This is a genomic window from Serratia sp. CY74737 (genome assembly GCF_052166775.1).
In the GTDB taxonomy this organism is placed as follows: domain Bacteria; phylum Pseudomonadota; class Gammaproteobacteria; order Enterobacterales; family Enterobacteriaceae; genus Serratia; species Serratia ureilytica.
The window spans coordinates 100,821-126,646 of sequence record NZ_JBJNOF010000017.1 but is presented as its reverse complement, the minus strand read 5'-3'; the positions used below and the strand labels follow the sequence as shown (position 1 = coordinate 126,646).

The 25,826-nt window shown below is 61.0% G+C and carries 25 protein-coding genes; 10 read left to right on the top strand and 15 right to left on the bottom strand.

The window, feature by feature from the left end; genetic code table 11:
* Positions 1–54: 54 nt before the first annotated feature.
* From ugpB to ACJ8PE_RS22030, 7 genes are all read right to left on the bottom strand, one after another.
* On the bottom strand, positions 55–1,374 hold the full coding sequence (ugpB, locus tag ACJ8PE_RS22060) for a sn-glycerol-3-phosphate ABC transporter substrate-binding protein UgpB (protein ID WP_197792945.1): 1,320 nt from the start codon (positions 1,372–1,374) through the stop codon (positions 55–57).
* A 186-nt stretch (positions 1,375–1,560) separates the two neighbouring features.
* Positions 1,561–2,748 (bottom strand): aminotransferase-like domain-containing protein, encoded by a 1,188-nt coding sequence (locus ACJ8PE_RS22055; protein WP_197762110.1) that lies wholly within the window; start codon positions 2,746–2,748, stop codon positions 1,561–1,563.
* A 44-nt stretch (positions 2,749–2,792) separates the two neighbouring features.
* Positions 2,793–3,494 (bottom strand): high-affinity branched-chain amino acid ABC transporter ATP-binding protein LivF, encoded by a 702-nt coding sequence (livF, locus tag ACJ8PE_RS22050; protein WP_004934391.1) that lies wholly within the window; start codon positions 3,492–3,494, stop codon positions 2,793–2,795.
* A 4-nt stretch (positions 3,495–3,498) separates the two neighbouring features.
* Positions 3,499–4,266, bottom strand: coding sequence for a high-affinity branched-chain amino acid ABC transporter ATP-binding protein LivG (gene livG, locus ACJ8PE_RS22045; protein ID WP_197792946.1), 768 nt, complete (start codon positions 4,264–4,266; stop codon positions 3,499–3,501).
* Entirely contained in the window at positions 4,263–5,546 is a 1,284-nt protein-coding gene (locus ACJ8PE_RS22040) for a high-affinity branched-chain amino acid ABC transporter permease LivM (protein ID WP_042783462.1), read from the bottom strand. The genes livG and ACJ8PE_RS22040 overlap by 4 nt, the downstream gene beginning before the upstream one ends.
* Positions 5,543–6,469, bottom strand: coding sequence for a high-affinity branched-chain amino acid ABC transporter permease LivH (livH, locus tag ACJ8PE_RS22035; protein ID WP_015376290.1), 927 nt, complete (start codon positions 6,467–6,469; stop codon positions 5,543–5,545). The genes ACJ8PE_RS22040 and livH overlap by 4 nt, the downstream gene beginning before the upstream one ends.
* A 117-nt stretch (positions 6,470–6,586) precedes the next feature.
* The gene (locus tag ACJ8PE_RS22030; RefSeq protein WP_025304902.1) at positions 6,587–7,702 is read right to left on the bottom strand and encodes a branched-chain amino acid ABC transporter substrate-binding protein; all 1,116 of its coding nucleotides are present in this window, start codon (positions 7,700–7,702) and stop codon (positions 6,587–6,589) included.
* A 405-nt stretch (positions 7,703–8,107) separates the two neighbouring features.
* Between ACJ8PE_RS22030 and panM the strand changes: the two genes are divergently transcribed.
* From panM to ACJ8PE_RS22015, 3 genes are read left to right on the top strand one after another with little or no spacing between them, the layout of a single operon-like run.
* On the top strand, positions 8,108–8,500 hold the full coding sequence (panM, locus tag ACJ8PE_RS22025; RefSeq protein ID WP_033644987.1) for an aspartate 1-decarboxylase autocleavage activator PanM: 393 nt from the start codon (positions 8,108–8,110) through the stop codon (positions 8,498–8,500).
* Positions 8,497–9,714, top strand: coding sequence for a DUF3142 domain-containing protein (locus tag ACJ8PE_RS22020; protein ID WP_404769112.1), 1,218 nt, complete (start codon positions 8,497–8,499; stop codon positions 9,712–9,714). Before panM ends, ACJ8PE_RS22020 begins: the two co-directional genes overlap by 4 nt.
* A gap of 43 nt (positions 9,715–9,757) precedes the next feature.
* On the top strand, positions 9,758–11,770 hold the full coding sequence (locus ACJ8PE_RS22015; protein ID WP_404769119.1) for a hypothetical protein: 2,013 nt from the start codon (positions 9,758–9,760) through the stop codon (positions 11,768–11,770).
* A gap of 74 nt (positions 11,771–11,844) precedes the next feature.
* Here the strand turns inward: ACJ8PE_RS22015 and rpoH are convergent, their stop codons facing one another.
* The 4 genes from rpoH to ftsY all read right to left on the bottom strand — a co-directional run bounded on the left by rpoH (position 11,845) and on the right by ftsY (position 16,259).
* Positions 11,845–12,702, bottom strand: coding sequence for an RNA polymerase sigma factor RpoH (rpoH, locus tag ACJ8PE_RS22010; RefSeq protein WP_004934345.1), 858 nt, complete (start codon positions 12,700–12,702; stop codon positions 11,845–11,847).
* Between the two features lie 317 nt (positions 12,703–13,019).
* A complete protein-coding gene (gene ftsX, locus ACJ8PE_RS22005; RefSeq protein ID WP_033636680.1) occupies positions 13,020–13,973 on the bottom strand; it encodes a permease-like cell division protein FtsX in 954 nt (317 codons plus the stop codon).
* Complete coding sequence (gene ftsE / locus ACJ8PE_RS22000) at positions 13,963–14,634, bottom strand: cell division ATP-binding protein FtsE (protein WP_004934337.1); 672 nt, start codon at positions 14,632–14,634, stop codon at positions 13,963–13,965. Before ftsE ends, ftsX begins: the two co-directional genes overlap by 11 nt.
* 5 nt (positions 14,635–14,639) lie before the next feature.
* Entirely contained in the window at positions 14,640–16,259 is a 1,620-nt protein-coding gene (gene ftsY, locus ACJ8PE_RS21995; RefSeq protein WP_197792950.1) for a signal recognition particle-docking protein FtsY, read from the bottom strand.
* 242 nt (positions 16,260–16,501) lie between these two features.
* Here ftsY and rsmD point away from each other — a divergent pair, with 242 nt between their 5' ends.
* Together rsmD and ACJ8PE_RS21985 are read left to right on the top strand one after the other, a co-directional pair.
* Positions 16,502–17,122 carry a 16S rRNA (guanine(966)-N(2))-methyltransferase gene (gene rsmD, locus ACJ8PE_RS21990; RefSeq protein WP_042783457.1) on the top strand — a complete coding sequence of 207 codons (621 nt, stop codon included), beginning with the start codon at positions 16,502–16,504 and terminating at the stop codon, positions 17,120–17,122.
* Positions 17,112–17,384, top strand: coding sequence for a DUF1145 family protein (locus tag ACJ8PE_RS21985; RefSeq protein ID WP_004934327.1), 273 nt, complete (start codon positions 17,112–17,114; stop codon positions 17,382–17,384). The genes rsmD and ACJ8PE_RS21985 overlap by 11 nt, the downstream gene beginning before the upstream one ends.
* A gap of 3 nt (positions 17,385–17,387) precedes the next feature.
* Here ACJ8PE_RS21985 and ACJ8PE_RS21980 read toward each other — a convergent pair whose 3' ends face one another.
* Positions 17,388–17,744: a DUF2500 domain-containing protein gene (locus ACJ8PE_RS21980; RefSeq protein ID WP_033636677.1), complete on the bottom strand. Its 357-nt coding sequence runs from the start codon at positions 17,742–17,744 to the stop codon at positions 17,388–17,390.
* A gap of 160 nt (positions 17,745–17,904) precedes the next feature.
* Between ACJ8PE_RS21980 and ACJ8PE_RS21975 the strand changes: the two genes are divergently transcribed.
* Positions 17,905–18,531, top strand: coding sequence for a lysoplasmalogenase (locus tag ACJ8PE_RS21975; protein WP_033644998.1), 627 nt, complete (start codon positions 17,905–17,907; stop codon positions 18,529–18,531).
* 40 nt (positions 18,532–18,571) lie between these two features.
* Here the strand turns inward: ACJ8PE_RS21975 and ACJ8PE_RS21970 are convergent, their stop codons facing one another.
* Positions 18,572–18,949 carry an AprI/Inh family metalloprotease inhibitor gene (locus tag ACJ8PE_RS21970; RefSeq protein ID WP_025304893.1) on the bottom strand — a complete coding sequence of 126 codons (378 nt, stop codon included), beginning with the start codon at positions 18,947–18,949 and terminating at the stop codon, positions 18,572–18,574.
* A gap of 54 nt (positions 18,950–19,003) precedes the next feature.
* Positions 19,004–20,467, bottom strand: a complete 1,464-nt coding sequence (locus ACJ8PE_RS21965) for a serralysin family metalloprotease (protein WP_442536868.1) — start codon at positions 20,465–20,467, stop codon at positions 19,004–19,006.
* 680 nt (positions 20,468–21,147) lie between these two features.
* Between ACJ8PE_RS21965 and ACJ8PE_RS21960 the strand changes: the two genes are divergently transcribed.
* Positions 21,148–23,466: a zinc/cadmium/mercury/lead-transporting ATPase gene (locus ACJ8PE_RS21960; RefSeq protein ID WP_404769113.1), complete on the top strand. Its 2,319-nt coding sequence runs from the start codon at positions 21,148–21,150 to the stop codon at positions 23,464–23,466.
* 80 nt (positions 23,467–23,546) lie between these two features.
* On the opposite strand, the gene tusA is transcribed toward ACJ8PE_RS21960, so the two are convergent.
* On the bottom strand, positions 23,547–23,792 hold the full coding sequence (tusA, locus tag ACJ8PE_RS21955; RefSeq protein WP_025304890.1) for a sulfurtransferase TusA: 246 nt from the start codon (positions 23,790–23,792) through the stop codon (positions 23,547–23,549).
* Between the two features lie 221 nt (positions 23,793–24,013).
* On the opposite strand from tusA, the gene ACJ8PE_RS21950 reads away from it, so the two are divergent.
* The 3 genes from ACJ8PE_RS21950 (at position 24,014) to ACJ8PE_RS21940 (ending at position 25,793) form a co-directional block, all read left to right on the top strand.
* On the top strand, positions 24,014–24,673 hold the full coding sequence (locus tag ACJ8PE_RS21950; protein WP_033652423.1) for a 7-cyano-7-deazaguanine/7-aminomethyl-7-deazaguanine transporter: 660 nt from the start codon (positions 24,014–24,016) through the stop codon (positions 24,671–24,673).
* Positions 24,674–24,714: 41 nt separating this feature from the next.
* Positions 24,715–25,149 carry a GNAT family N-acetyltransferase gene (locus ACJ8PE_RS21945; RefSeq protein WP_089192362.1) on the top strand — a complete coding sequence of 145 codons (435 nt, stop codon included), beginning with the start codon at positions 24,715–24,717 and terminating at the stop codon, positions 25,147–25,149.
* An 80-nt stretch (positions 25,150–25,229) separates the two neighbouring features.
* Positions 25,230–25,793: a DcrB family lipoprotein gene (locus ACJ8PE_RS21940; RefSeq protein ID WP_197760370.1), complete on the top strand. Its 564-nt coding sequence runs from the start codon at positions 25,230–25,232 to the stop codon at positions 25,791–25,793.
* Positions 25,794–25,826 lie beyond the last annotated feature (33 nt).

The following is a 25,826-nucleotide window of genomic DNA, read 5'->3' as shown; positions in this document are numbered from 1 at the left end:
AGGAAGGATCGGCGTGAAGATGCGAGCCCGGTCTGTCGGGCTCGCGACGCAGGGTTACTTGGTCGATGCTTCGAAGCGGCGCAGCAGCACGTCACCGCGCTGCACGGCGGCGTCCAACGCCTGCTGAGGCGTTTTCTTGCCGGTCCACACGCCTTCCAGTTCCTCATCCACCACGCTGCGGATCTGCGGCATGTTGCCCAGGCGCAGGCCCTTGGTGAACGGCAACGGCGGCTTGTTCAGCATCTGACGAGTGGCGACGTCGGCACCCGGGTTCTTGTCGTAGAAGCCCTGCTGCTTGGTCAGATCGTAAGCCGCGGTGGTGATCGGCAGATAGCCGGTCTTCTGGTGCCATTCGGCGGCGATTTCCGGCTGCGCCAGGTACTGCAGGAACTCGGCCACGCCCTTGTAGGTGGCGGCGTCTTTGCCGTTCATCACCCACAGACTGGCCCCGCCGATGATGGCGTTTTGCGGCGCATTTTTCGCGTCGGCGTCGTACGGCATCATGCCGACGCCGTAGTTGAATTTGGCGTAGTGCTTGATGTCCGCCAACGAACCGGATGAGGCGGTGGTGATGGCGCAGTCGCCGTTATAAAACTTCTCGGTGGATTCGTCTTTGCGGCCGAAATAGGTGAAGTCGCCCTTCTTGTTCATCGCTTCGAGCAGCGCAATATGTTTGACCTGCAGCGGTTGGTTGAACTCCAGCTTGGCGCTGGTGCCGCCAAAGCCGTTGTTTTCACTGGCGAACGGCACGCCGTGCCAGGCGCTGAAGTTCTCCAGTTGGATCCAGCCCTGCCAGCCGCTGGCGTAACCGCACTTCATGCCGGCTTCGCGCAGTTTGGCGGTATCCGCCGCCAGTTCCTGCCAGGTTTTCGGCGGCTGGTCTGGGTTCAGGCCGGCCTTCTTGAAGGCGTCTTTGTTGTAGTACAGCACCGGCGTGGAGCTGTTGAACGGCTGCGACAGCAGATGGCCGCTCTTGTTGTCGGTGTAATAGCCGGCTACCGTCGGCACGAACACCGACTCGTCGAAGTTGATGCCGGCCTCTTTAAACACTTCATAGACCGGCTTGATGGCTTTGCTTGCCATCATGGTGGCGGTGCCCACCTCGTAAACCTGCAGGATCGCCGGCGCCTTGCCGGAGCGGTAAGCGGCGATGCCCGCCGCCAGGCTCTGTTCGTAGTTGCCTTTATAAACCGGCACAATCTTGACGTCGCTGTGCGACTGGTTGAAGCGATCCGCCAGGGAATCCACTTCCTTACCCAGTTCGCCTTCCATCGAATGCCAGAACGGGATCTCGGTCGCCGCCAGCGCCTGAGTGCTGACCGCCAGGGTCAACGCGACGCACAGCGTGGTTTTGCGAATAGCGTAGGTGAGCATGCCTAACTCCTGAAAAGCTGGTGTAAAAGCGCGTGAGCGAAAAGAATCAGTTTTTTGTTCGGAAGCTAACATGCCATGCGCGGATGACAGAAAAATAACCGTTAGATGACAGCCACATGACGGCAAGGTGAAGTGAAGATGGCGGTTTGATGTCGGCGGCGGGCATGGGCTCCGCCGCCGCGAGGATTACAGCGAACGACGCAGGCGCGCCACCGCTTCTTGCATCTGCTGCTCGGTGGCGGTGGCGAACGACAGGCGGAAGGTCGAACGATCCGGGTTGTCGGAGAAGAAGTATTCCCCCGGCACGAACACCACGCCCTGCTGCAGCGTGGTGTTCAGCCATTCGGTGGCGTTGAACGGCTGGCGGAAACGCGCCCACAGGAACATGCCGCCCTTCGGTTTATCGAAGGTGATGTAGTCGCCCAGCTCCTGCTCCACCAAACCGGCCAGGATCTCGCCCTTGTGTTTATAGGCGGCGCGGATCTTGTCGATCTGCGCCGGCAGGCGATCCAGGCCAAGGTAGCATTCGACGATGCTCTGCGACAGGGCGCTGGCGTGCAGATCCGCCGCCTGTTTGATGATCGCCACTTTATGCAGCAGGAACGGCGGCAGGATCGCCCAGCCCAAACGCAGGCCCGGCGCCAGGATCTTGGAAAAGGTCGAGGTATAGATGATGTGGTCGGTGTTGCCCAGCACCTGCTGCGACACCTGATGCAGCGTCGGGTGGCGCTCTTCGGTGAAACGCAGCTCGCCGTACGGATCGTCTTCGATGATCAGGAAGTTATGTTCGGCGGCCAGCTTCACCAGCAGTTCGCGGCGCGCGGCGCTGAGGGTGATGCCGCTGGGGTTGCCGAAGTTCGGCACCACGTACACGCCCTTGATGCGCTGGGTTTTCAGCAGCTCGGCCAGCTCTTCCACCACCATGCCGTCGCTGTCGGACGAGACCGACATGATGTTGGCCTCCGCCAGTTCCAGCGTTTGCAGCGCCGCCAGGTAGGTCGGGCGCTCCACCACGAACACGTCGCCCGGGTTGACGATGGCGCGCATCACCAAATCCAGGGCCTGCTGAGAGCCGGCGGTGACCATCACCTCTTCTGCGCGCGCGGTGACGCCGCGCTCGGCGCACAGCGCGCAAATGCGCTCACGCAGCAGCGGGCTGCCCTCGGTCAGGCCGTACTGGAATGCGCTTTTCGGCTGTTCGGTGATCGCCTGCTGGGTGGCGGTGCTCAATCCTTCGAAATCGAACAGCGCATCAGAGGGGATGCCGCCCGCCAGCGAAATGACGTGTTCCATCTTGCTGTGCTTAAGCAATTCACGGATGGCCGAACTTTTTACGTTAACGATGCGCTGCGCGAGTAACCCTTCTGTCTTCATTTCTTCTTCTCGTACCTGATTATTTTAATTCGTAGGGGGGCGGATTAACCGCCCAGATACGCCGACCTCACTGCTTCGTTGGCTAACAATGCAGCCCCCGTATCTTCCAACACCACGCGGCCGTTTTCCAGCACATAACCGCGGTCCGCCAATTTCAGCGCCTGATTGGCGTTTTGCTCAACCAGGAAGATGGTCATGCCCTCTTCCCGCAGCTGCTGAATGATGTCGAAGATCTGCTGAATGATGATGGGCGCCAGCCCAAGCGAAGGTTCGTCGAGCAGCAGCAGCTTCGGCTGGCTCATCAGCGCGCGGCCGATGGCCAACATCTGCTGTTCGCCGCCGGACATGGTGCCGGCACGCTGGCTTCGGCGCTCCAGCAGGCGCGGGAACAGCGTGAACACCCGTTCAATGCGCTGTTGATACTGCTGGCGATCGGCGAAGAAGCCGCCCATTGCCAGGTTTTCTTCCACCGTCATGCGCGAGAAGACTCGCCGCCCTTCAGGAACGATCGCCACCGCTTCGCGCATGATACGCGAGGTTTGCCACTGGGTGATGTCCTGCCCCTGGAAGACGATGCTGCCTTCGCTGGCGCGCGGTTCGCCGCACAGGGTGCCGAGCAGCGTGGTTTTACCGGCGCCGTTGGCGCCGATTAACGTCACGATTTCGCCCTGACTAATCGTGAGACTGACCTGATGCAGCGCCTGAATTTTGCCGTAATGGGCGGATACCTGATTGAATGACAACATATTATTATTCGCCCAAATAAGCCCGGATCACGTCCGGGTTGTTGCGGATCTCCGTCGGTGTGCCCTGCGCCAGCGGCGTGCCCTGATTCACCACGTAAATGCGATCGGAGATGCCCATCACCAGCTTCATGTCGTGCTCGATCAGCAACACCGAGACCTTATGCCGATCGCGCAGCTCGACGATCAGATGATCCAGCTCGTCGGTCTCTTTCGGGTTCAGACCGGCGGCCGGTTCGTCCAGCATCAGCAGCTCCGGCCGGGTCACCATGCAGCGGGCGATCTCCAGCCGACGCTGCTGCCCGTAGGCCAGGTTGCCCGCCGAACGGTTGGCCATCGATAGCAGGCCTACGCGCTCCAGCCACTCCGCCGCGCGCGCCAGTGCCTCGGCTTCGGCGCGGCGGAAGGCCGGGGTTTTCAGCAGCCCGGCGAACACGCCGCTTTTCAGGTGCTGATGCTGCGCCACCAACAGGTTTTCAATCACCGTCATTTCACGGAACAGCCGCACATGCTGGAAGGTGCGCACTACGCCCATACGGGCGATGGCCTGCCCCGCCAGCCCTTCCAGATGGCGATCGCGCAATTTGATGGTGCCGCCGCTCGGGCGGTAGAAACCGGTCAGGCAGTTAAACACCGTGGTTTTACCGGCGCCGTTGGGGCCGATCAGCGAGACAATTTCGCCTTCATTGAGCGTCAACGCGACATTGTTGACCGCCAGCAGCCCGCCAAAACGCATCGACAGGCCTTCCACCTGCAGTAAAGGTTGAACGCTCATGCCTGTTCCCCCTTGCCCGCGTGAATGTCCGCCGCCTGCAGCTTCAGCTGCGGCCGCTTCATCGGCAACAGCCCCTGCGGCCGCCAAATCATCATCAGCACCATCAGCGCCCCCAGCAGCAGCATGCTGTATTCATTCAGATCGCGCATCAGCTCGCGCGACACCACCAGCAGGATCGCCGCCAGAATGACCGCGAACTGCGAGCCCATGCCCCCCAGTACGACGATCGCCAACACGAAGGCCGACTCGACGAAGGTGAAGGATTCCGGGCTGACGAACCCCTGGCGCGCGGCAAACAGCGTGCCGGCAAACCCGGCGAAAGCGGCGCTGATGGTAAAGGCGGTCAGCTTGATGCGCGTCGGGCTGAGGCCCAGCGAGCGGCAGGCGATCTCGTCTTCGCGCAGCGCTTCCCAGGCGCGCCCGAGCGGCATGCGCAGCAGGCGGTTGATGACGAACAGCGTCAGCACCACCAGCAGCAGCGCCACCAGGTACAGAAATACGATGCGATCGCTCGGATCGTATTTCAGGCCGAAGACGTTATGGAAGGTATCCCAGCCGCCGTCGCGCACGCTGCGGTTAAACTCCAGGCCGAAGAAGGTCGGTTTCGGGATCTGGCTGATGCCGTTCGGCCCGCCGGTGATCTCGGTATTGTTCAGCAGCAGGATGCGCACGATCTCACCGAAGCCGAGCGTCACGATCGCCAGATAGTCGCCGCGCAGCCGCAGCACCGGGAAACCGAGCAGGAAGCCGAAGGCGGCGGTGACGATACCCGCCAGCGGCAGGCTCTCCCAAAAGCCGAGGCCGTAATAATGATTCAGCAGCGCATAGGTGTAGGCGCCGATGGCGTAGAAACCGCCGTAGCCGAGCACCAGCAGACCGGACAGGCCCACCACCACGTTGAGGCCGAGGCCCAGCATCACGTAGATCAGCGTCAGGGTGGCGATATCCACCGTGCCGCGCGACACCAGGAACGGCCAGGCGACCGCCGCGACGAGCAGCAGAGCCGCCAGCAGCTTTTGCCGCGGCGTGGTGCCGTCGAAGCTAGGCAGCACGAACGCCGGGCCGGAGACCTTTTTCAGGCCCTGCTGCAGCAGCGGGCGCAACAGCTGGAAGAAAAAGACGATGACGCAGCCGATGCCGATCCACATCCAGCGCACTTCCGCCGCGCCGTGCACCACCAGTTTGGTGCCGTCCAGGCTGAGCTGCATGCCCATCAGGAACGACGCCATCACGAACAGCACCGCCGTGGCGATCAGCGCATTGAGCAGATTGAGTTTCATACTTTCTCAACCTCCGGACGCCCGAGGATGCCGGTCGGCATGATCAGCAGCACCACGATCAGCAGCGCGAACGACACCACGTCTTTGTATTCGGTGCTCAGGTAGGCGGAGGTCAGCGCTTCCGCCACGCCCAGCACCAGGCCGCCGATCATCGCGCCCGGAATGCTGCCGATGCCGCCCAGAACCGCGGCGGTGAAGGCTTTCATACCGGCCATAAAGCCGATGTAAGGGTTAATGACGCCGTAGAACTGGCCGAGCAACACCCCGGCCACCGCCGCCATCACCGCACCGATGACGAAGGTCAGCGAGATCACCCGGTCGGTGTTGATGCCCAGCAGGCTGGCCATCTTCAGATCTTCCGCACAGGCGCGGCAGGCACGGCCCATGCGCGAATAGCGGATAAACAGCGTCAGCGCCAGCATCGCCAGGAAGGTCACGAGCCAGATGGTCAGCTGCATGGTGCTGATGGTGGCGGCGAAGCCGTTGCTTTCCCCCAGCACCCACTGGCCGGTCACCAGGCTGGGCAGCGCCAGATCGCGTGAGCCCTGCGTCAGGCTGACGTAGTTTTGCAGGAATATCGACATGCCGATGGCCGAGATCAGCGCAATCAGGCGCTTGGAGTTGCGCACCGGCTTGTAGGCCACCCGCTCGATGCTCCAGCCGTAGGCGCTGGCGATGACGATCGAGACCAGGAACGCGGCGCCGATCAGCAGCCAGCCGACGTCGATGCCGAGCATCATCAGGGCGGCGATAACGATAAAGGAGACATAGCTGCCGATCATGTACACCTCGCCGTGGGCGAAGTTGATCATGCCGATGATGCCGTAAACCATGGTGTAACCGATGGCGATCAATGCATAGGTGCTGCCCAACGTTAAGCCGTTGAACATCTGCTGCAGAAAATAGAGGAGCTGCTCTGACATACTCTGAACCCTTGGCTGCGAAACCCGCCGGCGGAGAACCGGCGGGTAAAGGGAGACGGGGCCGACAAGCCGACCCGCCGGGCGCAGCGGGCTGCGCCCCACCCTAATCATTATGGCTTATTTGATCGGTGTGGACGTGCCGTTGGCATGCCACTCGAACACGCCGAACTCGAAGCCTTTCAGGTCGCCCTTGTCATCCCAGGTCAGCGGCCCCATCACGGTCTCCACCGGCTTGCCGGTTTTCAGATCCTTGACGATGTCCGCCGGTTCCTGACTGCCGCTGCGCTCCATGCCGGTGGTCAGCGACTGCAGCGCGGCATAGGTGGTCCAGACGAACGGGCCGGTCGGATCCAGCTTCTTGGCTTTCAACGCATCGACGATCGGCTGGTTGGCAGGCACCTGATCGTAGCGTTTCGGCAGCGTCACCAGCATGCCTTCCGAAGCGGCGCCGGCGATGTTGGACAGTGAGGAGTTGCCCACGCCTTCCGGCCCCATGAAGCGGGTGGTCAACCCGGCCTGCTTGGCCTGACGCAGGATCTGGCCCATTTCCGGGTAGTAACCGCCGAAGTACACGAAGTCGATATTCTCTTTCTTCAGGCGCGCCACCAGGGTGGAGAAGTCTTTGTCGCCGGCGGTGATGCCTTCGAACATCGCCACTTCGGTGCCCTGTTTTTTCAGGCTGTCGCGCACCGAGCGCGCCAGGCCTTCGCCGTATTGCTGCTTGTCGTGCACCACGGCGATGCGCTTCGGCTTGATGTCGCTGAGAATGTATTTGGCGGCGGTCGGGCCCTGATCCGAATCCAGACCGGTGGTGCGCAGGATCATCTTGTAGCCGCGGGTGGTCAGATCGGCGTTGGTGGCCGCCGGGGTAATCATGATCACGCCTTCGTCTTCATAGATATCGGACGCCGGCTGGGTGGAAGAGGAGCACAGGTGGCCGATCACGTAGCGAATGCCGTCGTTGATCACCTTGTTGGCGACCGCAACCGCCTGTTTCGGGTCGCAGGCGTCGTCGTATTCCACGCCGACCAGCTTGTCGCCCTTAATGCCGCCCTTGGCATTAATGTCGGCAATCGCCTGGCGCGCGCCGGTAAATTCCATGTCGCCATACTGCGCGACCGGGCCGGACATTGCCCCGACGATCGCCACCTTGATGTCTTTCGCCATGGCCGCCTGGCTCATGGCCATCGCAATACAACCCGCCAGCAGTGCCTTACCTGTTGTTAATTTCATCCGCAAATCCCCATCTGTCGTTGTGAACGTACCTGTTGTGTTTGCCTGCGCCCGATCGTTATTGACCGCTTTTGTTATAAGTAATAATGATTTAGGCGTTTTGTTGGCATTATTTTCTAATAAGACTTTATTTTTCATACCATTAAACAGGAATTTTCTGCTGCAAATCAACTTCACCCAACAGAAACAAGCGGTGTAAACAGGATAAAATTCGAATTAAATCTGCGCTGTTTACCTTGAGGCGTAGCGCGTTGTGCTGGTTAACAATCCGTTTACTAACTATTTACTCGGAAAATGCCCCGTGCAAAAAACATATTGCACAGTAATCGTACAGAAAAACTTACACAACGCTCTGCACAAGATCTATTACACTGTCGGCATCATTTAGCTGCGCGGAAATTCTGCATGAAACTGACCATCGAGCGCCTGACCGCGCTGTCCCCGCAAGACCTTATCGACCTCGGTAAAATTTGGCCGCACCAGCAGCCGGAACAGTGGCAGAGCTGGCTGAGCGGCGGCAAGGCGCTGTTCGCCGCCCGCTTCAACGAGCGTCTGCTGGGCGCGGTGAAAATTGCGCTGCAGGACGACCGCGCCGAACTGCTGGATCTGCTGGTACGCGAAGTGACGCGCCGCCGCGGCGTCGGTCTTTACCTGGTGCAAGATGCACAGCGTCAGCTGCCGCAGGTCGCCCATTGGCAGCTGTCGACCGCCGGTCTGGCGCCGCGCGAACGTGGGGAAGTCGATAACTTCATGCGCGCCTGCGGCTTCGCGCCGCAGGGCGATCTCTGGCAAAAATGAAACGCCGGCTGGCGGCGCTGGTCTTGATTGCGCTGGGGTTGGCGGCCTGGTTCGCCGGGCGTCAGCAGGCGCTGCGCCAGGCCTCAGGCTGGGATCAGCAGGTTTACGTTTGGCAGCGGGTTTGGACGCCGCAACACGCCGATGCGCTGGCGCACAGCCGCGATCTGTTCGGCGCGCTGCGGGTGTTGGCGCTGCAGGTGCATCCACGCGAGGGCTGGCGGGAAATCCCGGCCGATCTCAGCCTGCTGAAGCAGGACGGCCGCCCGCTCTGGCTGGTAGCGCGCCTCGACGGCCAGCTGCCGCAGCTGGACCAAGAAGCCATTATCCAGCGTCTGCTGGCGATCGCCCAGCGCTGGCAGGCGGCCGGGCTGCCCGTCACCGGCGTCGAGATCGATCATGACGCCGCCACGGCTCGCCTGCCGGACTACCAACGCTTTCTACAGCGGCTGCGCCAACGGCTGCCCGCCGCTTTGCAACTCGGCATCACCGCCCTGCCGGCCTGGATCGGCTCGCCCAACTTGCCCGGCGTACTGCAACAGGCCGACAGTTCCGTTCTGCAAGTGCATGCGGTGCTCTCACCGCAGCAGGGGCTGTTTGACGGCCCCTTGGCGCTGCGCTGGGTGCGGCAGTACGCCGCCGTCACACCGAAACCGTTTCGCGTCGCGCTGCCGGCCTATGGCATGGCGCTGCTGGGGTTTGATGCGCAAGGCGCGCAGGTGGAGAGCGAATCCTCGCTGCGCGTGGCCGGCAACGGCCGCGAACTGACGGTCGCGCCGCAGCAGATCGCCGATTTTCTGCAAACGCTGGCGCAGCAAACGCCGCCCCGGCTGCGCGGCGTGATTTGGTTCCGACTGCCGCTGGCGGACGATCGGCGCGCCTGGTCGCTCGCCACGCTACGAGCGGTGATCGAACGGCGGCCGCTGAATGTCGACTGGCAGGTAAAATTTAGGCCTCAGCCGCAGCAAAACGGGCTGTATGATCTGATAATTCATAACAACGGGCCGGTGGACGCCCCGCTGCCGCAAGAGGTGGTCATCCGCGCCGACGACTGCCTGGCGGCGGACGCGGTCGGCAACTACCGGCTGGAATCCGCACCGCAACGGCAACGCTTTATTCGCATCAGCAGCGACCAGCTGCGCGCCGGGCAATCCCGGCCGCTGGGCTGGCTGCGCTGCCAACAACTGACGCCAGGAGGCACCCTTGTCACACCTTGATTCGCGCGCGGCACGGAACACCCGCCGCCTTCTTCCGCTGGCCATGCTGATCGGCGCCGCACTGCCGCTGGGCGGCTATGCCTGCGGCCCGGATTTTCCTAACCGGCTGCTGATCGATCGCAACGGCACCCTGCTGTATATGCCGGAGGGCAATTTCGCCTTCGAAGCCGGCCGGCTGGTGCCGATGGATAAACAGTTGCCGCACTGGCAAGCCCCGCCGCCGCCGATGCCGCCGAAACCGATGCCGCAATCGCCGGAAACGATAGCGATAGGCAAAATGCGCGCCGCCAAAACGGTGGAAGAGGCTGACGCCGTCAATACGCAGGGGTTGTCCAACGCCGCGCGTCTCTATCAACTGGGCGCCGTGGCTTTCGCCAGCCACGATCCGCGCGCCGCAGACTATTTCCAACAGGTGCTGAAGCTACCGGCCGCCGAGCAGGGCGACTGGGGACTGCGGGCGCAGTATTCGCTTGGCCGCGTACTGATGGCTGACCACGGGACGCCGGTAAACGAATCCGGTGAAGCGGCCCCCGCCGCCGAGCACCCGCCAAAAGCCGCGCTTGAACAGGCGCTGACGGCATTCCAGCAGGTGATCGACCGGGTGAAAAGCGGCGCCGCCGATCCCGATCAGTTGGCGCTGAGCAGCCTTGGGCAGCAGGCGCGCATCCACCTGTGGCTGGGTGACGTCGCCCCCGCCGCCCATCTGTACGCGCAACAGGCGGCGCAGGGCGATCCGAGCGGCGGGCAGTCGCTGCAGTACGTCTCCAGCTTCCTGGTCAACCCCGACCATTTGGACACGCTGAAACGGATTATCGGCGATCCGTTGATCCAGCAGCTGGTGACCATTGAGCTGTTCGCCCGCAGCGGCAACCTGCAAATGGCGGATACCGACGGCAACGGCCGCTCCGCGCAAATCATCAACCAGATCCTGACGCTGCTGGACGGCTCAGTGAAAAGCGGCTTCGCCGGCAGCGATCGGCTGGCGGCGCTGGCTTACCGTTCGGGGCAGTACCCGATGGCGGCCAGCCTGCTGAAAAACGCCGGCGACAGCGGCCTGGCGTGGTGGCTGCGCGCCAAAATGGCGCTGCGCGACGGCGACGTGAAAGCCGCCACCGCCGCCTACGCCAAGGCGGCAAGCGCGTTCCCCGCCGACGAAAGCTGGGGTGAACAGCGCAACGCCGACTTCGTCGCGGAAACCATCGTGCCCGAGTGCCGGGTGGCCGGCGAACAGGCCATCCTGGCGCTGAACCGAGGCGACTATCTGCAGGCGATGGACCTGCTGTATCGCGGCAAAGCGCTCTACTGGGCCGACGTGGCCGACGTGGCGGAACGGGTGCTGACCGTCGATGAGTTGAAAGGCTTTGTCGATAAGCACGCCCCGGCGCCGACGACGCCGCTCAAGCCGGTTAATCCGGACGACTACGGCGGCCAGCAGATCACGCCGGAAGTGCAGCTACGCGAACTGCTGGCGCGGCGGCTGATGCGCGCCGGACGAGCGCCGGAAGCGCTGGCCTATTTCGATATCCCCAACTACCGGCAAGCGGCGCAGCAGTTCGCCGACGAGCTGAAGGCCGCCAAGGACAAATCCGCTGCGCCGCTGGCGCGCGCGCAGGCTTACTATCGCGCCGCCAACCTGCTGCGCGCCCAGGGGCTGGAGTTTACCGGCTATGAGATGACGCCGGATTACGCCATCTATGGCGCCGGCTATTCCTATCTGGGAGATGCGTTCGATACCCGCGAGCTGAAGCATAAAAGCTGGATCGACAGCGCCGAAGCGGCGCGCGCCAAGGCGGCGCTACCGGAGGAAGACAACCGTTTCCTGCACTATCGCTGGCAGGCGGTGGGACTGGCGCAACAGGCGGCCGATCTGCTGCCGCCTAAGAGCCAGGCCTATGCCGCCGTGCTGTGTAACGCCGCCAGCTGGGTTATCAAACGCGATGCCAAAACCGGCCGGGCGCTTTATCAGCGCTATATCAACACCGGCACCCGTTATCCGTGGGCGGCGAAATTCGGCTACGACTGCCCGGCGCCGGACTTCGCCGCCGTGGCGCCATAACGCCGAATTTCAGGCACTAAAAAGCCCGGCTTGCCGGGCTTTTTTTATCGAATTTTATCGAATCTCGCATCGACTCAGGCTTCGATCGCCATTTTGAGTTTCTTCATGGCGTTCTTTTCCAGCTGGCGCACGCGTTCGGCGGAAACGCCGTACTGATCGGCCAGCTCCTGCAGCGTCGACTTATTGTCGTCATCCAGCCAACGGGCGCGGATGATATGCTGGCTGCGCTCGTCCAGACCTTCCAGCGCATAGGCCAGTTTGTCTGCGGCGTTGCTTTCCCAGTTATCTTCCTCGATGCCTTCAGCGAAGTCCGAGCTCTTGTCCTGCAGGTACAGCACCGGCGCCATCGACTGGCCATCGCGGGCCTCGTCGTCCGGAGTCGGATCGAACGTCATGTCCTGCGCCGCCATGCGCGATTCCATCTCGCGCACGTCTTTGCTGGTGACGCCCAGCTCACGGGCCACCAGTTCCACTTCGTCCTGGTTGAACCAGCCCAAACGCTGTTTGGTTTTGCGCAGGTTAAAGAACAGCTTGCGCTGCGCTTTGGTGGTCGCCACTTTCACAATGCGCCAGTTGCGCAATACGTACTCGTGGATTTCCGCCTTAATCCAATGCACCGCAAAGGAAACCAGACGCACGCCGACTTCCGGGTTGAAGCGGCGAACGGCTTTCATCAGGCCGATGTTGCCTTCCTGAATCAGATCCGCCTGCGGCAGACCATAGCCTGAATAGTTGCGGGCAATATGAGCGACAAAGCGCAGGTGAGACAGGATGAGCTGCTTAGCGGCATCCAGATCGCCCTGATAATGCAGCCGTTCAGCCAGCTCCCGCTCTTCCTCTGCCGTCAGCATCGGATAGGCGTTGGCTGCCCGGATATAGGCTTCCAAGCTACCTTGGGGTACTAAGGCTAAAGTTTGCATTTCTTTGGTCATTCAAACCCTCTCTATGAGAATACAAAATCATGCAGGTGATTATTACAGCGGGGAAATGATTGATTCTACGGCAGTTGCTGAAGCAAAAGCGGTTCCACACGCCGGGCACCTTAACATTTGCTGCAATTTTTGACCGTACTCCGCCCTAAAAGTTCACCCTTTTTTGCAAGCATTGTTGCTGACAATACGTGACGAGGGTGCAGGCCGATAGGGAATTTGTGCGCTAAGAAGAGAGGGATGGTGCTGACTTCGCTTGAGGTCACTCTTCTCCCGCAACGCGATCAAAAGCAGCAGGAGAAGAGTATACCAAAAAAATCTTACTGTGGTGTAAATCGGCGTAAATGTTGCACCGTCGCCAGCCAGGCGGCGATCCAGCCGATCATCGCGGAGATGATCAGCAGCAGCAGCGCCTCATCCCAGCCCAGCCCGTGCAAGGTGAAGGTGGTGCCGAATACCTTGGCCACCCCGGCGACCACCGACTCCAGCTGCCACACCAGCGCGCCGGACAACACCAGCGACAGCAGCGCGCCGGCAAAGCCCAGCATCGCCCCGCCGTTGAGGAACGGCCGCAGAATAAAGCCGTCGGTGGCACCGATCAGCTTCATCACGTTGATGGTGTCGCGGCGGCTGAAGATGCTCAGACGCACGCTGTTGCCGATCACCAGGAACACCGCCACGATCATCAGCACGCCGATGATCGCCGCGATCTGACCCGCCAGCCCGGTCAGCGCCGCCAGGCGGGCAAACCAGCTGTCATCCATACGCACTTCTTCCACGCCCTGCACCGCCGCTACGCGATCGCGCAGGGTGTTGAGGGTATCCGAACTCTGGAAGCTCATCTTCGGCGTGACGATCGCCACCGCCGGCAGCGGGTTCTCTTCCAGCATGTCCAGCGCGCCGCCAAAGCCCGACCAGTTGCGGAACTCGCCGCGCGCTTCTTCACGCGACAGGTAATTGACCTTCTCCACGCCGGCTTCCGCCTTGATGGCGTCGAGCACTTTCAGCGCGGCGTCGTCATCGAGCGATTTATCCAGATAAACGGTCAGCTGCGGCGTTGGATACCACTGGCTGGCCGCGGTGCTGACGTTTTTCCACACGATGTAGCACACGCTCGGCAGCGTCAGGGAAATGGCGATCACCATCACCGTCAGCAGCGTCGCCAACGGCTGACGCAGCATGTCTTTGATGGCGTTCATCCAGGCGTAACGCCACTGTTCGCGCCAGCCGCCGCGCAGCGCCTTGCTCTTGGCGGTTTTTGCGTTATTGGCCATGGTGAGCGCCCCCTTGCATGCGGCCCTGGCTCAGCGTCAGGATGCGGTAATTGCGGCGGGCGATAAGCCCGGTGTCGTGCGTCGCCATCAGTACGGTCACGCCGACGCGGTTGAATTCTTCAAACAGGCGCAGAATGCCTTCCGACAGCGCGTCATCCAGGTTACCGGTCGGTTCATCCGCCAACAGCACCGCCGGCTTGTTCACCACCGCACGGGCGATGCCCACGCGCTGCTGCTCACCGCCGGACAGCTGAATCGGGAAGTTTTTCGCTTTATCCAGCAAACCGACCTTGTCCAGCGCGGCGGAAACGCGGCGGCGGATATCTTCGGTGCTGGCGCCGGCGATGATCAGCGGCATCGCCACGTTGTCATACACCGTGCGATCCAGCAGCAGGTGGTGATCCTGGAAGATCATGCCGATCTGCCGACGCAGGAACGGCACCTCGCGGTTTTTCAAGCGACTGATGTCGTGACCGCCAAACCAGATGTGGCCGGCGCTGGGCCGTTCGATACCGCAAATCAGTTTCAGCAGGGTACTTTTCCCCGCGCCGGAATGGCCGGTCAGAAACGCCATCTCCGCCGGGCGCAGATGGAAATCAACCCCCTGCAGCGCTTGCCGTCCGCCCAGATAAGCTTTACTGACCTGTTCAAAGCGAATCATCCGTATTAATCCTCTCGGGCAAAAAGTGCCTCAATAAAATCGTCAGCCTTAAACGGCCGCAAATCTTCGATGCCTTCCCCGACGCCGATATAGCGGATCGGGATACCGAACTGATCGGCGATGGCGAAGATCACCCCGCCCTTGGCGGTACCGTCCAGTTTAGTCAGCGTGATGCCGGTTAAGCCCACGGCCTCATTAAATAATTTCGCCTGACTGACCGCATTCTGGCCGGTGCTGGCATCGAGCGTCAGCATAACCTCATGGGGGGCCTGGTCGTCCAGTTTTTTCATGACGCGGACGATCTTCTTCAGCTCTTCCATCAGGTGCGATTTGTTCTGCAGACGGCCGGCGGTATCGGCGATCAACACATCGATGCCGCGCGCCTTGGCGGCCTGCACCGCATCGAAGATCACCGAAGCGGAATCCGCGCCGGTATGCTGCGCCACCACCGGAATGCGGTTACGTTCACCCCATACCTGCAGCTGCTCCACCGCGGCGGCGCGGAAGGTATCCCCCGCCGCCAGCATCACCGACTTGCCTTCCGCCTGGAATTGACGCGCCAGCTTGCCGATGGTGGTGGTTTTACCCACGCCGTTCACCCCGACCATCAGGATGACATACGGGGTTTTCCCGCTGACATCCAGCGGCTGATCGACCTTGGCCAGAATTTCGGACATTTCCTCCTTCAGCTTGCCGTACAGCGCTTCGGCGTCTTTCAGCTGTTTGCGGCTGGCGTGCTGGGTCAGGGAGGTGATGATTTTGCGCGTGGTATCCACGCCGACGTCAGCGATCAGCAGCTGTTCTTCCAGCTCGTCGAACAGATCGTCGTCGATCTTTTTACCGCGGAACAGCCCCATAAAGCCGGAGCCGAGGTTTTGTTTGGTCTTCAGCAGGCTGCGCTTCAGGCGGGCGAAGAAGCCTTCTTTGGTCGGCCTTTCCTGTTCTTGCGCCGCGGCCGGCACCACCGGCTCAAGCGGTTCTTCTTCCACTTCCGGCACGGATTCAGGTTCAACGACCGGCTCAGGTTCGACGACCGGCTCGGGTTCGACGACCGGCTCGGGTTCAACGACCGGCTCAGGCTCGACGACCGGCTCAGGCTCGACGACCGGCACCGGCTCAACAACCGACACAGGCTCGACGACCGGCTCGGGTTCAACGACCGGCTCAGTCTCAACGACCGACTCAGGCTCAACGACCGGCTCAGGCTCAACGACCGGCTCAGGTTCAACCACCGGCTCAGGCTCGACGACCGGCTCAGGCTCGACGACCGGCTCAGGTTCAACGACCGGTTGCTGTTGCGCCGCCACCTGTTCGGTGACGCTGACGATCTCTTCGGCCAGCGCTTGCGCCGCCGGCTGTTCAGCCGCCGCCGGCAAATTTTCCGCGATTTGCTCGCCGGCCTGACCGTTATCCCACTCTCCCGGGGTGTCGACGGAGGCGGCAGGTTCAGATTCCTGGGCGGGGAGCTTGTCGTCCAGCTTGGCGGCGGCCGGTGCAGCCGGCGTCTCCGCGGCCTGAGCTTCCGCCTGCTCTACCGGCTGCTCAGGTTGCTGTTGCTCTTCTTCCTTTTCCTTCTGGCCAAAGCCCAGCCAGGAGAAAAACCCACGTTTCTTATCTTTTGCCATGTTATGACTCTACTCCGTACCGAAGGCTCGCTTACCCTACATACCTGAAGGATATATGCTGACAATAATCCGCCGAGTCTATCACTTTCCCTCGCGCAGCAACACGCATCCGGCATGCTTTCCGGTGTGAAATCAGACAACAAAGTTTTACCGTTCCCCCCGACGCCCGTCACCGGTAGAATAGGGACAACTTTTCGTTAACCTCTGCGGCCCCGCGCCGCAAAAGAAATCAAACAACGCTTATGACAAGACTCTCGCCACGGGCGGCGGCCAAAAAACCGCCCCAGGCCGCAGCCGGACAGATCCGCATCATCGGCGGCCAATGGCGCGGCCGTAAGCTCCCGGTGCCGAACAGCCCGGGGCTGCGCCCCACGACCGATCGGGTACGCGAAACCCTGTTCAACTGGCTGGCGCCGGTGATTCAGGGCGCGCGCTGCCTGGACTGCTTCGCCGGCAGCGGCGCATTAGGGCTGGAAGCGCTGTCGCGCTATGCCGGCAGCGCCACGCTGTTGGAATTCGAGCGGCCGGTGGCGCAGCAGCTGGAAAAAAATCTGGCGCTGCTGCAGGGCAAAGGGGTGGTTATCAACACCAACGCGCTGAGCTGGCTGGCGGGCGACGGTCAACCGTTCGACGTGGTGTTCCTCGATCCGCCGTTTCGCAAAGGCCTGCTGGCGGAGACCGTCTTGTTGCTGGAGCAGCGGGGCTGGCTGGCCGACGAGGCCTGGATCTATGTAGAAGCCGAGGCGGAAAGCGCCGCGGCGGACGTGCCTGCCAGCTGGCAGTTGCACCGGGAGAAGGTCGCCGGCCAGGTGGCTTATCGCCTTTATCTTCGTTCGCAAGAGAAAACCGACCATGCTGATTAATCTGGGCCGCCTGCTGATGCTGTGCGTATGGGGCTTCCTGCTCTCTAACCTGTTCCATCCGTTTCCCAAGCCGCTGAAGTATTTCATCGACGTGGCGCTGTTCTTTATGGTGGTGATGCACGGCCTGCAGCTGGTGCTGTTGAAATCCACCCAGCCGAAGGATCAGCCGATCAGCTACTGGCAAGAGGCCAAGATCTTTATCTTTGGCGTGTTCGAGCTGCTGGCCTGGCAAAAGAAACAGCCGCCCATCAAGAAAAAGTGACCGCTACGGCTGAACGGTGAACGAGACGAAGCGCGTGCCCTGCATGTTTAACGTGCCCTGCGCGCCTTTTTCTATCGGGTTGTACTGCCATTGCTTCAGCCGCAGCGTAATGTCTTCACCGCCCTGGTTCGGGCTGAACACCACCTCGTAATACATCGGCTCGTTGACCAACGGCTCGCGCTGCGGCGCACGGGTCTTGGCGACCGGGAAGCTCCGCTTGTCACTCACCGTCACCTGCAGACTGCGCATCGGCGCGCGATCGTTTTCCGCCTCCTGCTGGCGCTGTTTGAAGTAACGTTGCGTGGCCAGCACGGCGATCAACGCAATGACGGCGACAAAAAATAACGGTGGCTTACTCATCGGTTTCCCATTTCCTTCACGGTCAAATCGGCGTAAACATAGCATTCTCAAGAAAGCATTGTCGATCGTCGGCAGGCTACCTACACTGAAATGAAGAAGTGACATGGGTGACAGTTTGGAGCCGGTGGTTGCGGCTCCCTCCTACATAAGGAAGACATAAATGAGTTGGCCGTTCCTTGCCGTATTCTTTTCCGGTTGGCTGTTCGTCGACGCCTCTTACCGTGGGCCGCGCTGGCAGCGTTGGGTGTTCAAACCCGTCACGCTGCTGCTGCTGTTGCTGTTGGCCTGGCAGGCGCCGGTGCTCAGCGCCGCGGGCTATCTGATCGTACTCGGCCTGCTGGCGACACTGATCGGCGATGCGCTGCTTCTGTTGCCGCGCGAGCGGGTGCTGTACGCCATCGGCGCCTTTTTCCTGTCCCACTTGCTGTACACCCTGAGTTTCGCCAGCCAGATGACGTTCAGTCTGTTCTGGCCGCTGCCGCTGGCGCTGCTGGCGATCGGCGCATTGCTGCTGGCCGCCCTTTGGACCCGGTTGGAAGAGATGCGTTGGCCGATCGTCACCTATGTGGCGATGACGCTGCTGATGGTCTGGCTGGCGGGCGAGCAATATTTCCTGCGCAGCACCGATTTCGGCTTCTCGCTGCTGACCGGCACCTCGCTGCTGCTGCTGGCCAACGTGGTTTGGCTGCTCAACCGCTACCGCTTCACCTTCCGCGCGGCGGACGCCATCGTGGCTTTCTGTTACTTCTCCGGCCACTTCCTGATCGTGCGTTCGCTCTACCTGTAGAGACCTGCCGCGGGTTCGGCGCGCCGAACCCGTTTCTTCATCAAGCCAGCGCTTTCAACGTCAGGGCATCACCCGCACCCAGCTGATTGCGGTACAGATCGCCGTCGCGCGAGAAGAACGCCAGCGTGCTGCCATCCGCCTGCAGCAGGGCGATGCCGTCCGGCGCCGGGCGCCAGCCCACCACCTCGGCCGCAAATACGCTTTGCAGACAACGCTGCCGATCCACCAGCTGGTAGCCGTTGGTCTCGCTTTGCTCATTGGCCAGAAACTCGATTTGGCATTGCCGTTCGCTGTCGGCTACCTGCCATTGCCCCGCCAGCGACTGCGCGGTCGGCAGCGCCAGACTGCCGGCCATCACCGCACTCGTCACCATCATGCCTCCCGCCGCCAGGGCGGCGCGCGTTAAAGTACCTTTCATACCGGCTCCCACATCACGCCCGGCCGAGACTGCGCCGGGCGCTCCGTTGCTGCGTTACACGATAAAGTCAGTGGCGACGTCTACCTGACCGACGATTTTCACCAGGAAGTCCGGCGCCTGATGACCACCGATGTTCACCGACAAATCGGTCACGTTGTTGGACGCGTTGTAGCTCAGCAGCGCTTCACCCGCCGCGCCGCTGAAGTGATCGACGAAGTGAATGAAATCGCTGCTCTGCGCCTCTTTGTTGAAGAACGACAGATCAATCTTGTCGATCCCTTTCTGGAAGTCGCGGATCCAGTCTGAAGCGCCCGGCGCGGAATCGCTGGCAGCAGAGAACACGAAGATGTCTTTACCGGCACCGCCCCACAGCTCATCCGCCCCGCCGCCGCCGAACAGCACGTCGTTACCCGCGCCGCCTTTCAGCACGTTATTGGCCGCGTTGCCGACGATCACGTCGTTGCCGGAACCGCCAATGGCGTTCTCGATGGTCACACCGGCGGCGATCGAGACGTTGCCTTTCAGGCCGCCCACGTCGGAGAACGACTTCTCGTTCAGGTTGATGCGCTGGTTAGCGGTATAACCGGAGAAGTCGAAGGTATCGTTGCCGCCCGCATCCCACACCGCAAAGATCAGTTTTTGCGCGTTGCTGGTGGTGCTGAGGAAGTCACGACCGGTGCTGGAGTTAAAACCGTACACGGTGTCGCCGGTGCGGGTCGACAGGTTGGCGCCATACAGATGTTGAATGGCGGCAATGTCATCCAGCAGCGGAGCTGCGGCGTAATGACCGCCGTTATCGCCACCGGTGTTGGTTTCGCTCCAGTAGCTCATCAGGCTGAACTGGCGGGTGTCTTCCGCATAAGTGACGTCGCGATAGGTCGGGTTGCCTTCACCGGCGTTGTAATCGCCCGGGTGGCTCAGACCCAGCGCATGGCCAATCTCATGGGTGAACGTCTGGCGGCCGTAGTCTTCGGTCGCCGGATGCTTCACGTTGGACTGGTTGACGTTGTACCAGGTCTGGCCTCCCAGATCCTGCCCCTGCCAAATGGTGTTCGGCAGGAAGGCGTAGGCCTGGGTGCCGTAATCATAGTGGCCGGGACGATCCTGGCTGTAGTTACCGAAGGTGATGTTGGCCTTTTGTCCGGCCGCCACTTCGGTAAAGGTGATATTGGCGACGTCGGCCCAGGACTGCAGCGACAGCTTAGCCTGCTGCTGCTGTTCCGCGCTGAACTTGCTCAGCCCGGTGTCGCCGGCGACGTTGGTGGAAGAGAACTTATAGTCCGGGAAGGAGAAGGTTAATTTGACCGGCTGGCCAAATACCTTGTAACCGTTCCAGGTTTGGTTCTCACGGGTAATAAACAGCCCAGCTTGCTCGTTAGAAAATGAATCCTTGCCATTAATCTGAATCCCGTTGCCCCGCTCATGATAATGCAGCAGGTCGTCTACAGCATCGTAGCCGGTTGTGGCGGCCGCGAAGTTGGATTCAGTAATTTCAATTGCCTTTTTAGTAGATTGCATTGGTTCGATTCCACTCATTACCTGATTGATATCAATCAGACAGATAGACATAACCTCCCCGTAAGCCACGGTTAATGAACCTTAAGCTTGCTGGAAGGGGCTTATGCGCCGTTACCGGCAGTGTGTTTGGTAGAATTAATGCATATATATCAGCAAATAAGATCACCATTAAAAATGGTAATCGATTCCAATTATAGGCAGGACCGCAAAACTGCACATAAAATAATCAACCATTTATTATCGCAACGAAAGTTTGTTATGCTACTTTTTGCGCTTATTTACAAAACAAATGAAACTTAGAGAGGAGAAGTTGGCACCAAACTTCAATAGCAATGCGGCTTGCAGACACAAGCGAATCATGCTGGCTAATTAGGCGCCAAAAGATAAATTTTGCTAACGCGTTATAGATAAATAACTCTTTATTATTAGACCGGGCGACTTTTTAGTTTCTATAGGAATATTATTTTCTTATTTAAACTAACGGCGGCGAGACTTTTTCTCGAAATAGGTAATAAGAAAAAGCAATAGATTAAAATTCGCATTATTCATTATTGAATGAATCCCCCCATAACGCCTGAACGCCGTTAGCAATAATTCTCATCCGGCGCTTGACTCTGGAGTGCACTCCAGGGTGTAGAGTCAGCTGAGCAAACCCGGTTAACTGCCCGAAGGGGGACGTTATGCACAATCAGCAAAATCATAATCATCAGGAACATCACCACGCTGAAGGCGGATGCGGCTGCAACCACAGCCACAGCAAAACCCAGCATGGCTGCAGCAGCGAGCCGAAAAACGCCGCTGCGCAGACCGAACACGCCCATCACCATCACGATCATGGCGAGAGCGGCTGCGCCGCCGCCGCCCCCGACGATCCGGACGAGGAAAGCGACAGGCTGGCCGCCGCTCCCCCTTCCGGCAGCCAACGTTTCAGCTGGAAAGTCACCGGTATGGACTGCCCCAGCTGCGCCAAGAAAATCGAAAATGCCGTCACCGCGCTCCCCGGCGTTGACAGCGCACGCGTATTGTTCGCCACCGAAAAACTGGTTGTCGACGCACAGTCCGATATCAGCCTGCGGATCCAGGACGCGGTCGCCCAGGCCGGTTTTACCCTGCTCGGCGCTCAGACCGCCAAAGATGCCGCGCCAAAAGCCTCGCGCTTCGGCGAATTTGCGCCGCTGCTGTTGTTAACCACCCTGATGGTGGTCAGCTGGGTGCTGGATCGGATTAACCCGGAGCTGGGTCGCATCGCCTTTATCGCCACCACGCTGGTCGGGTTGGCGCCGGTCGCCGCCAAGGCGCTGCGTCTGATTCGCTCCGGCACGCCGTTCGCCATCGAAACGCTGATGAGCGTGGCGGCCATCGGCGCGCTGTTCATTGGCGCCACCGCCGAGGCGGCGATGGTGCTACTGCTGTTTATGGTTGGCGAGCTGCTGGAATCCTACGCCGCCAACCGTGCGCGGCGCGGGGTGAAGGCGCTGATGGAGCTGGTGCCGGAAGATGCGCTGCTGCTGCAAGGCACGGAACGCAAACGCGTGCCGGTCGCCAGCCTGCGCCCCGGCGACGTGATTGAAATCGCGCCCGGCGGGCGTCTGCCGGCCGACGCCGAGCTGCTCAATCCGTTCGCCAGCTTCGACGAAAGCGCCCTGACCGGCGAATCGGTGCCGGTCGAGCGTCAACGGGGGGAAAAAGTGGCCGCGGGCAGCCTGTCCGTCGATCAGGCGGCACAGATGAAGGTGATCTCAGAGCCCGGCAAAAACGCCATCGACCGCATTCTGCAATTGATTGAAGAGGCCGAAGAGCGCCGCGCGCCGATCGAACGCTTCCTCGATCGCTTCAGCCGCTACTACACCCCGGCCATTATGCTGCTGGCCGTCGCGGTGATCCTGGTGCCGCCGCTGCTGTTCTCGCAGCCGTGGGAGACCTGGATCTATCGCGGCCTGACGCTGCTGCTGATCGGCTGTCCATGCGCGCTGGTGATCTCGACGCCGGCGGCCATCACATCCGGGCTGGCGGCCGCCACGCGGCGCGGCGCACTGATTAAAGGCGGTGCGGCGCTGGAGCAACTGGGCCAGATTCAAACCATCGCCTTCGATAAAACCGGCACCCTGACCGAAGGCAAGCCGACGGTCACCGACGTGCTGCCCATCGGCGCACTGACCGAACAACGGCTGTTGCAGCTTGCCGCCGCGGTAGAGGCCGGTTCACATCACCCGCTGGCGCAAGCGATCATTAACCGCGCCGCCGCCAGCGGGGCCGAGCTGCCGCTGGCGCAGGCGCGCCGCGCGCTGGCCGGCGTCGGTGTGGAAGGGATCGTGGACGGCAAGACCGTGCTGATCAGCGCGCCGGGCAAGCTGGCGCCGGGCCTGCTCGCCACCCAATGGCAGAGCCAGGTAGACAAGCTGGAAAACGCCGGTAAAACGGCGGTGGTGGTGCTGGCAGACGGCGCGCCCATCGGCTTGCTGGCGCTGCGCGATACGCTGCGCAGCGACGCCAAACAGGCGATAGCCGAACTGAACGCGCTGGGTATTCGCGGCGTGATGCTGACCGGGGACAACCCGCGCGCCGCCGCGGCGATCGCCGGCGAGCTGGGCCTCGACTATCGCGCCGGTCTGTTGCCGGAAGATAAGGTCGCTACGGTTACCGAGCTGAACGAACTGCGCCCGACGGCGATGATCGGCGACGGCATCAACGACGCCCCGGCGATGAAAGCCTCAAACATCGGCATCGCCATGGGCAGCGGCACCGACGTGGCGCTGGAGACCGCCGACGCCGCCCTGACCCACAACCGGCTGGTGGGCGTCGCGGAAATGATCCGCATCTCGCGCGCCACCCACGCCAATATCCGGCAAAACATCACCATCGCGCTGGGATTGAAAGGGGTCTTTCTGATCACCAGCCTGCTGGGGTTAACCGGGCTGTGGCTGGCAGTACTGGCGGACTCCGGCGCCACCGCGCTGGTCACCGCCAACGCGCTGCGGCTGTTGAGAAAGCGCAGCTAAGCTCTGAAACAAACACGGGCGCGGCATACCGCGCCCGTTGTCATTTGGGGGAGGGAACTTTTAACTCGGCCGCGCCGCCGTTAGACGCCTTTACGTAACAGATAACGGTATGGCGCCTGCTCGGTCTCCTGCGCCACCAGCGTGTGCTCCATAAAGCGGCAGAACCCCGGGATATCGCGGGTAGTGGCCGGATCGTCGGCGATAATCAGCAGCGTTTCGCCGTTGTCCATATGGCGCACGGTTTTGCGCACCATCATCACCGGTTCCGGGCAACGCAGCCCCAGCGCGTCGAGCGTCTGGTCTGCCTGGGCAAATAAGTCAGTCATGCAATTTTTCTCGTTCAAAAACGATCGGCGAACGCTCGCCGCATCTCATTAGCGCCTAGTTTACGCCGGTAGTTTTTCTGCGCAAGATGCGTTAACGTTTGCGTTAAATTTAACCATTGCATTGGTTGCGCAAACGCGTATCATGCCGCCGCGCAGCGTTTTTTGCTGTTTTGACAAGACACACTGGGTTCCCTCACCCCACTGCTAAAAAGGCTACAAGTATGTATTCGTTTACCGCACAGCAGCGCTTCACGGCGTTGGTCTGGCTTTCGCTGTTTCATATCGCCATCATTACCTCCAGCAACTACCTGGTGCAGCTGCCGATCAGCGTTTTCGGCTTCCATACCACCTGGGGCGCCTTTACCTTCCCGTTTATCTTCCTGGCGACCGATCTGACCGTGCGCATCTTCGGCGCGCCGCTGGCGCGGCGCATCATCCTGGCGGTGATGGTGCCGGCGCTGTTCATCTCCTACGTGATCTCCACCGTCACCTATCAGGGAGAATGGCAGGGCTTCGCCGCGCTGAGCAGTTTTAACCTGTTCGTGGCGCGCATCGCGGTGGCCAGCTTTATGGCCTATGTGCTCGGCCAGATCCTCGACGTACACGTCTTCAACCGCCTGCGTCAACGCAGCGCCTGGTGGGTGGCGCCGGCGGCGGCGATGTTCCTCGGCAACATCAGCGATACGCTGGCGTTCTTCTTCATCGCCTTCTATAAGAGCAGCGATCCCTTCATGGCCAACAACTGGGTGGAGATCGCGCTGGTGGATTACAGCTTCAAGGTGATGATCTGCCTGCTGTTCTTCCTGCCGATGTACGGCGTGTTGCTGAACATGCTGCTCAAACGCATCGCGGCGCGCAGCGGCAGCCTGCAGCCGGGCTGAGTCGTGTTATTCTGGGCGGCCTTATCCTTTGGAGGCCGCTCATGACCCCAATCATCCGCACCGCCACGCTCGAAGAAATCCACCGCCTTTACCAACGCATCCCCGAATTCGGCGGCCTGCACAGCCTGGCCGATCTGCAGCAACGTATCGGCGCCGCCCCCACCAGCCTGTTGATCGCCGAGATAGACGGACAGCCGGCCGGTTTCAAACTCGGTTATCAACGGCAGGAAACGGTGTTTTACAGCTGGCTGGGCGGCGTGCTGCCGGCATTCCGTCGCCACGGCGTGGCGCAGGCCTTGTTGGCCGAACAAGAGCGCTGGGCGCGGGCGCAAGGCTATCGCCAACTGACGGTCAAAACCCGTAACCGGTTCCGCGCCATGCTGACGATGCTGCTCGCCCATCACTATCAGATTGTTCATCTGGAAAAGAAAGGCGAAGTGGCTGATTATCGGCTATTACTGGAAAAAAACTTGTGACAACATCTGCCTTGCATTTCAACCTGGAATAGGTTGCGATACGACAGTGAATCCCTACCGGAAAGGAAGAAGGAAGCCCGATGCGTAAAGTAGCGAAATTGATGGGTATCAGCCTGCTGGCGCTTGGCCTCGCGGCCTGCGACGGCAATACCAAAGACACCAAGGCAGCGCCAGACGGCGCGGCGGCCAGCGCGCCGGCCGGGCAGCAAGTCAACCTGCTGGACGGTAAACTGGCGTTCACCCTGCCGGTCGGCATGGCGGATCAGAGCGGCAAACTGGGCAACCAGGCCAACAACATGCATGTTTACGCAGACAGCACCGGTCAGCGCGCAGTGATCGTCATCTTGGGCGACAAGACCGCCGACAGCCTGGAGACCCTGGCCAAGCGCCTGGAGAACACCCAGCGCGCGCGTGACGCCAACCTGCAGGTGATCACCAACAAAGCGCTCGACGTCAACGGTGTGCCGCTGCGTCAGTTGGACAGCATCATCACCAGCGGCGGCGAAAAAGCCTATTCCTCCGTTCTGATCGGTTCGCTGAACAACAACATGCTGACCATTCAGGTGACGCTGCCGGCGGACAACCAGCAGCAGGCGCAGACCGAAGCCGAAGGCATCATCTCCACCCTGAAGCTGAAGCAGTAATCCCACAAAGGGCCGGCGTGCCGGCCCTTTAGT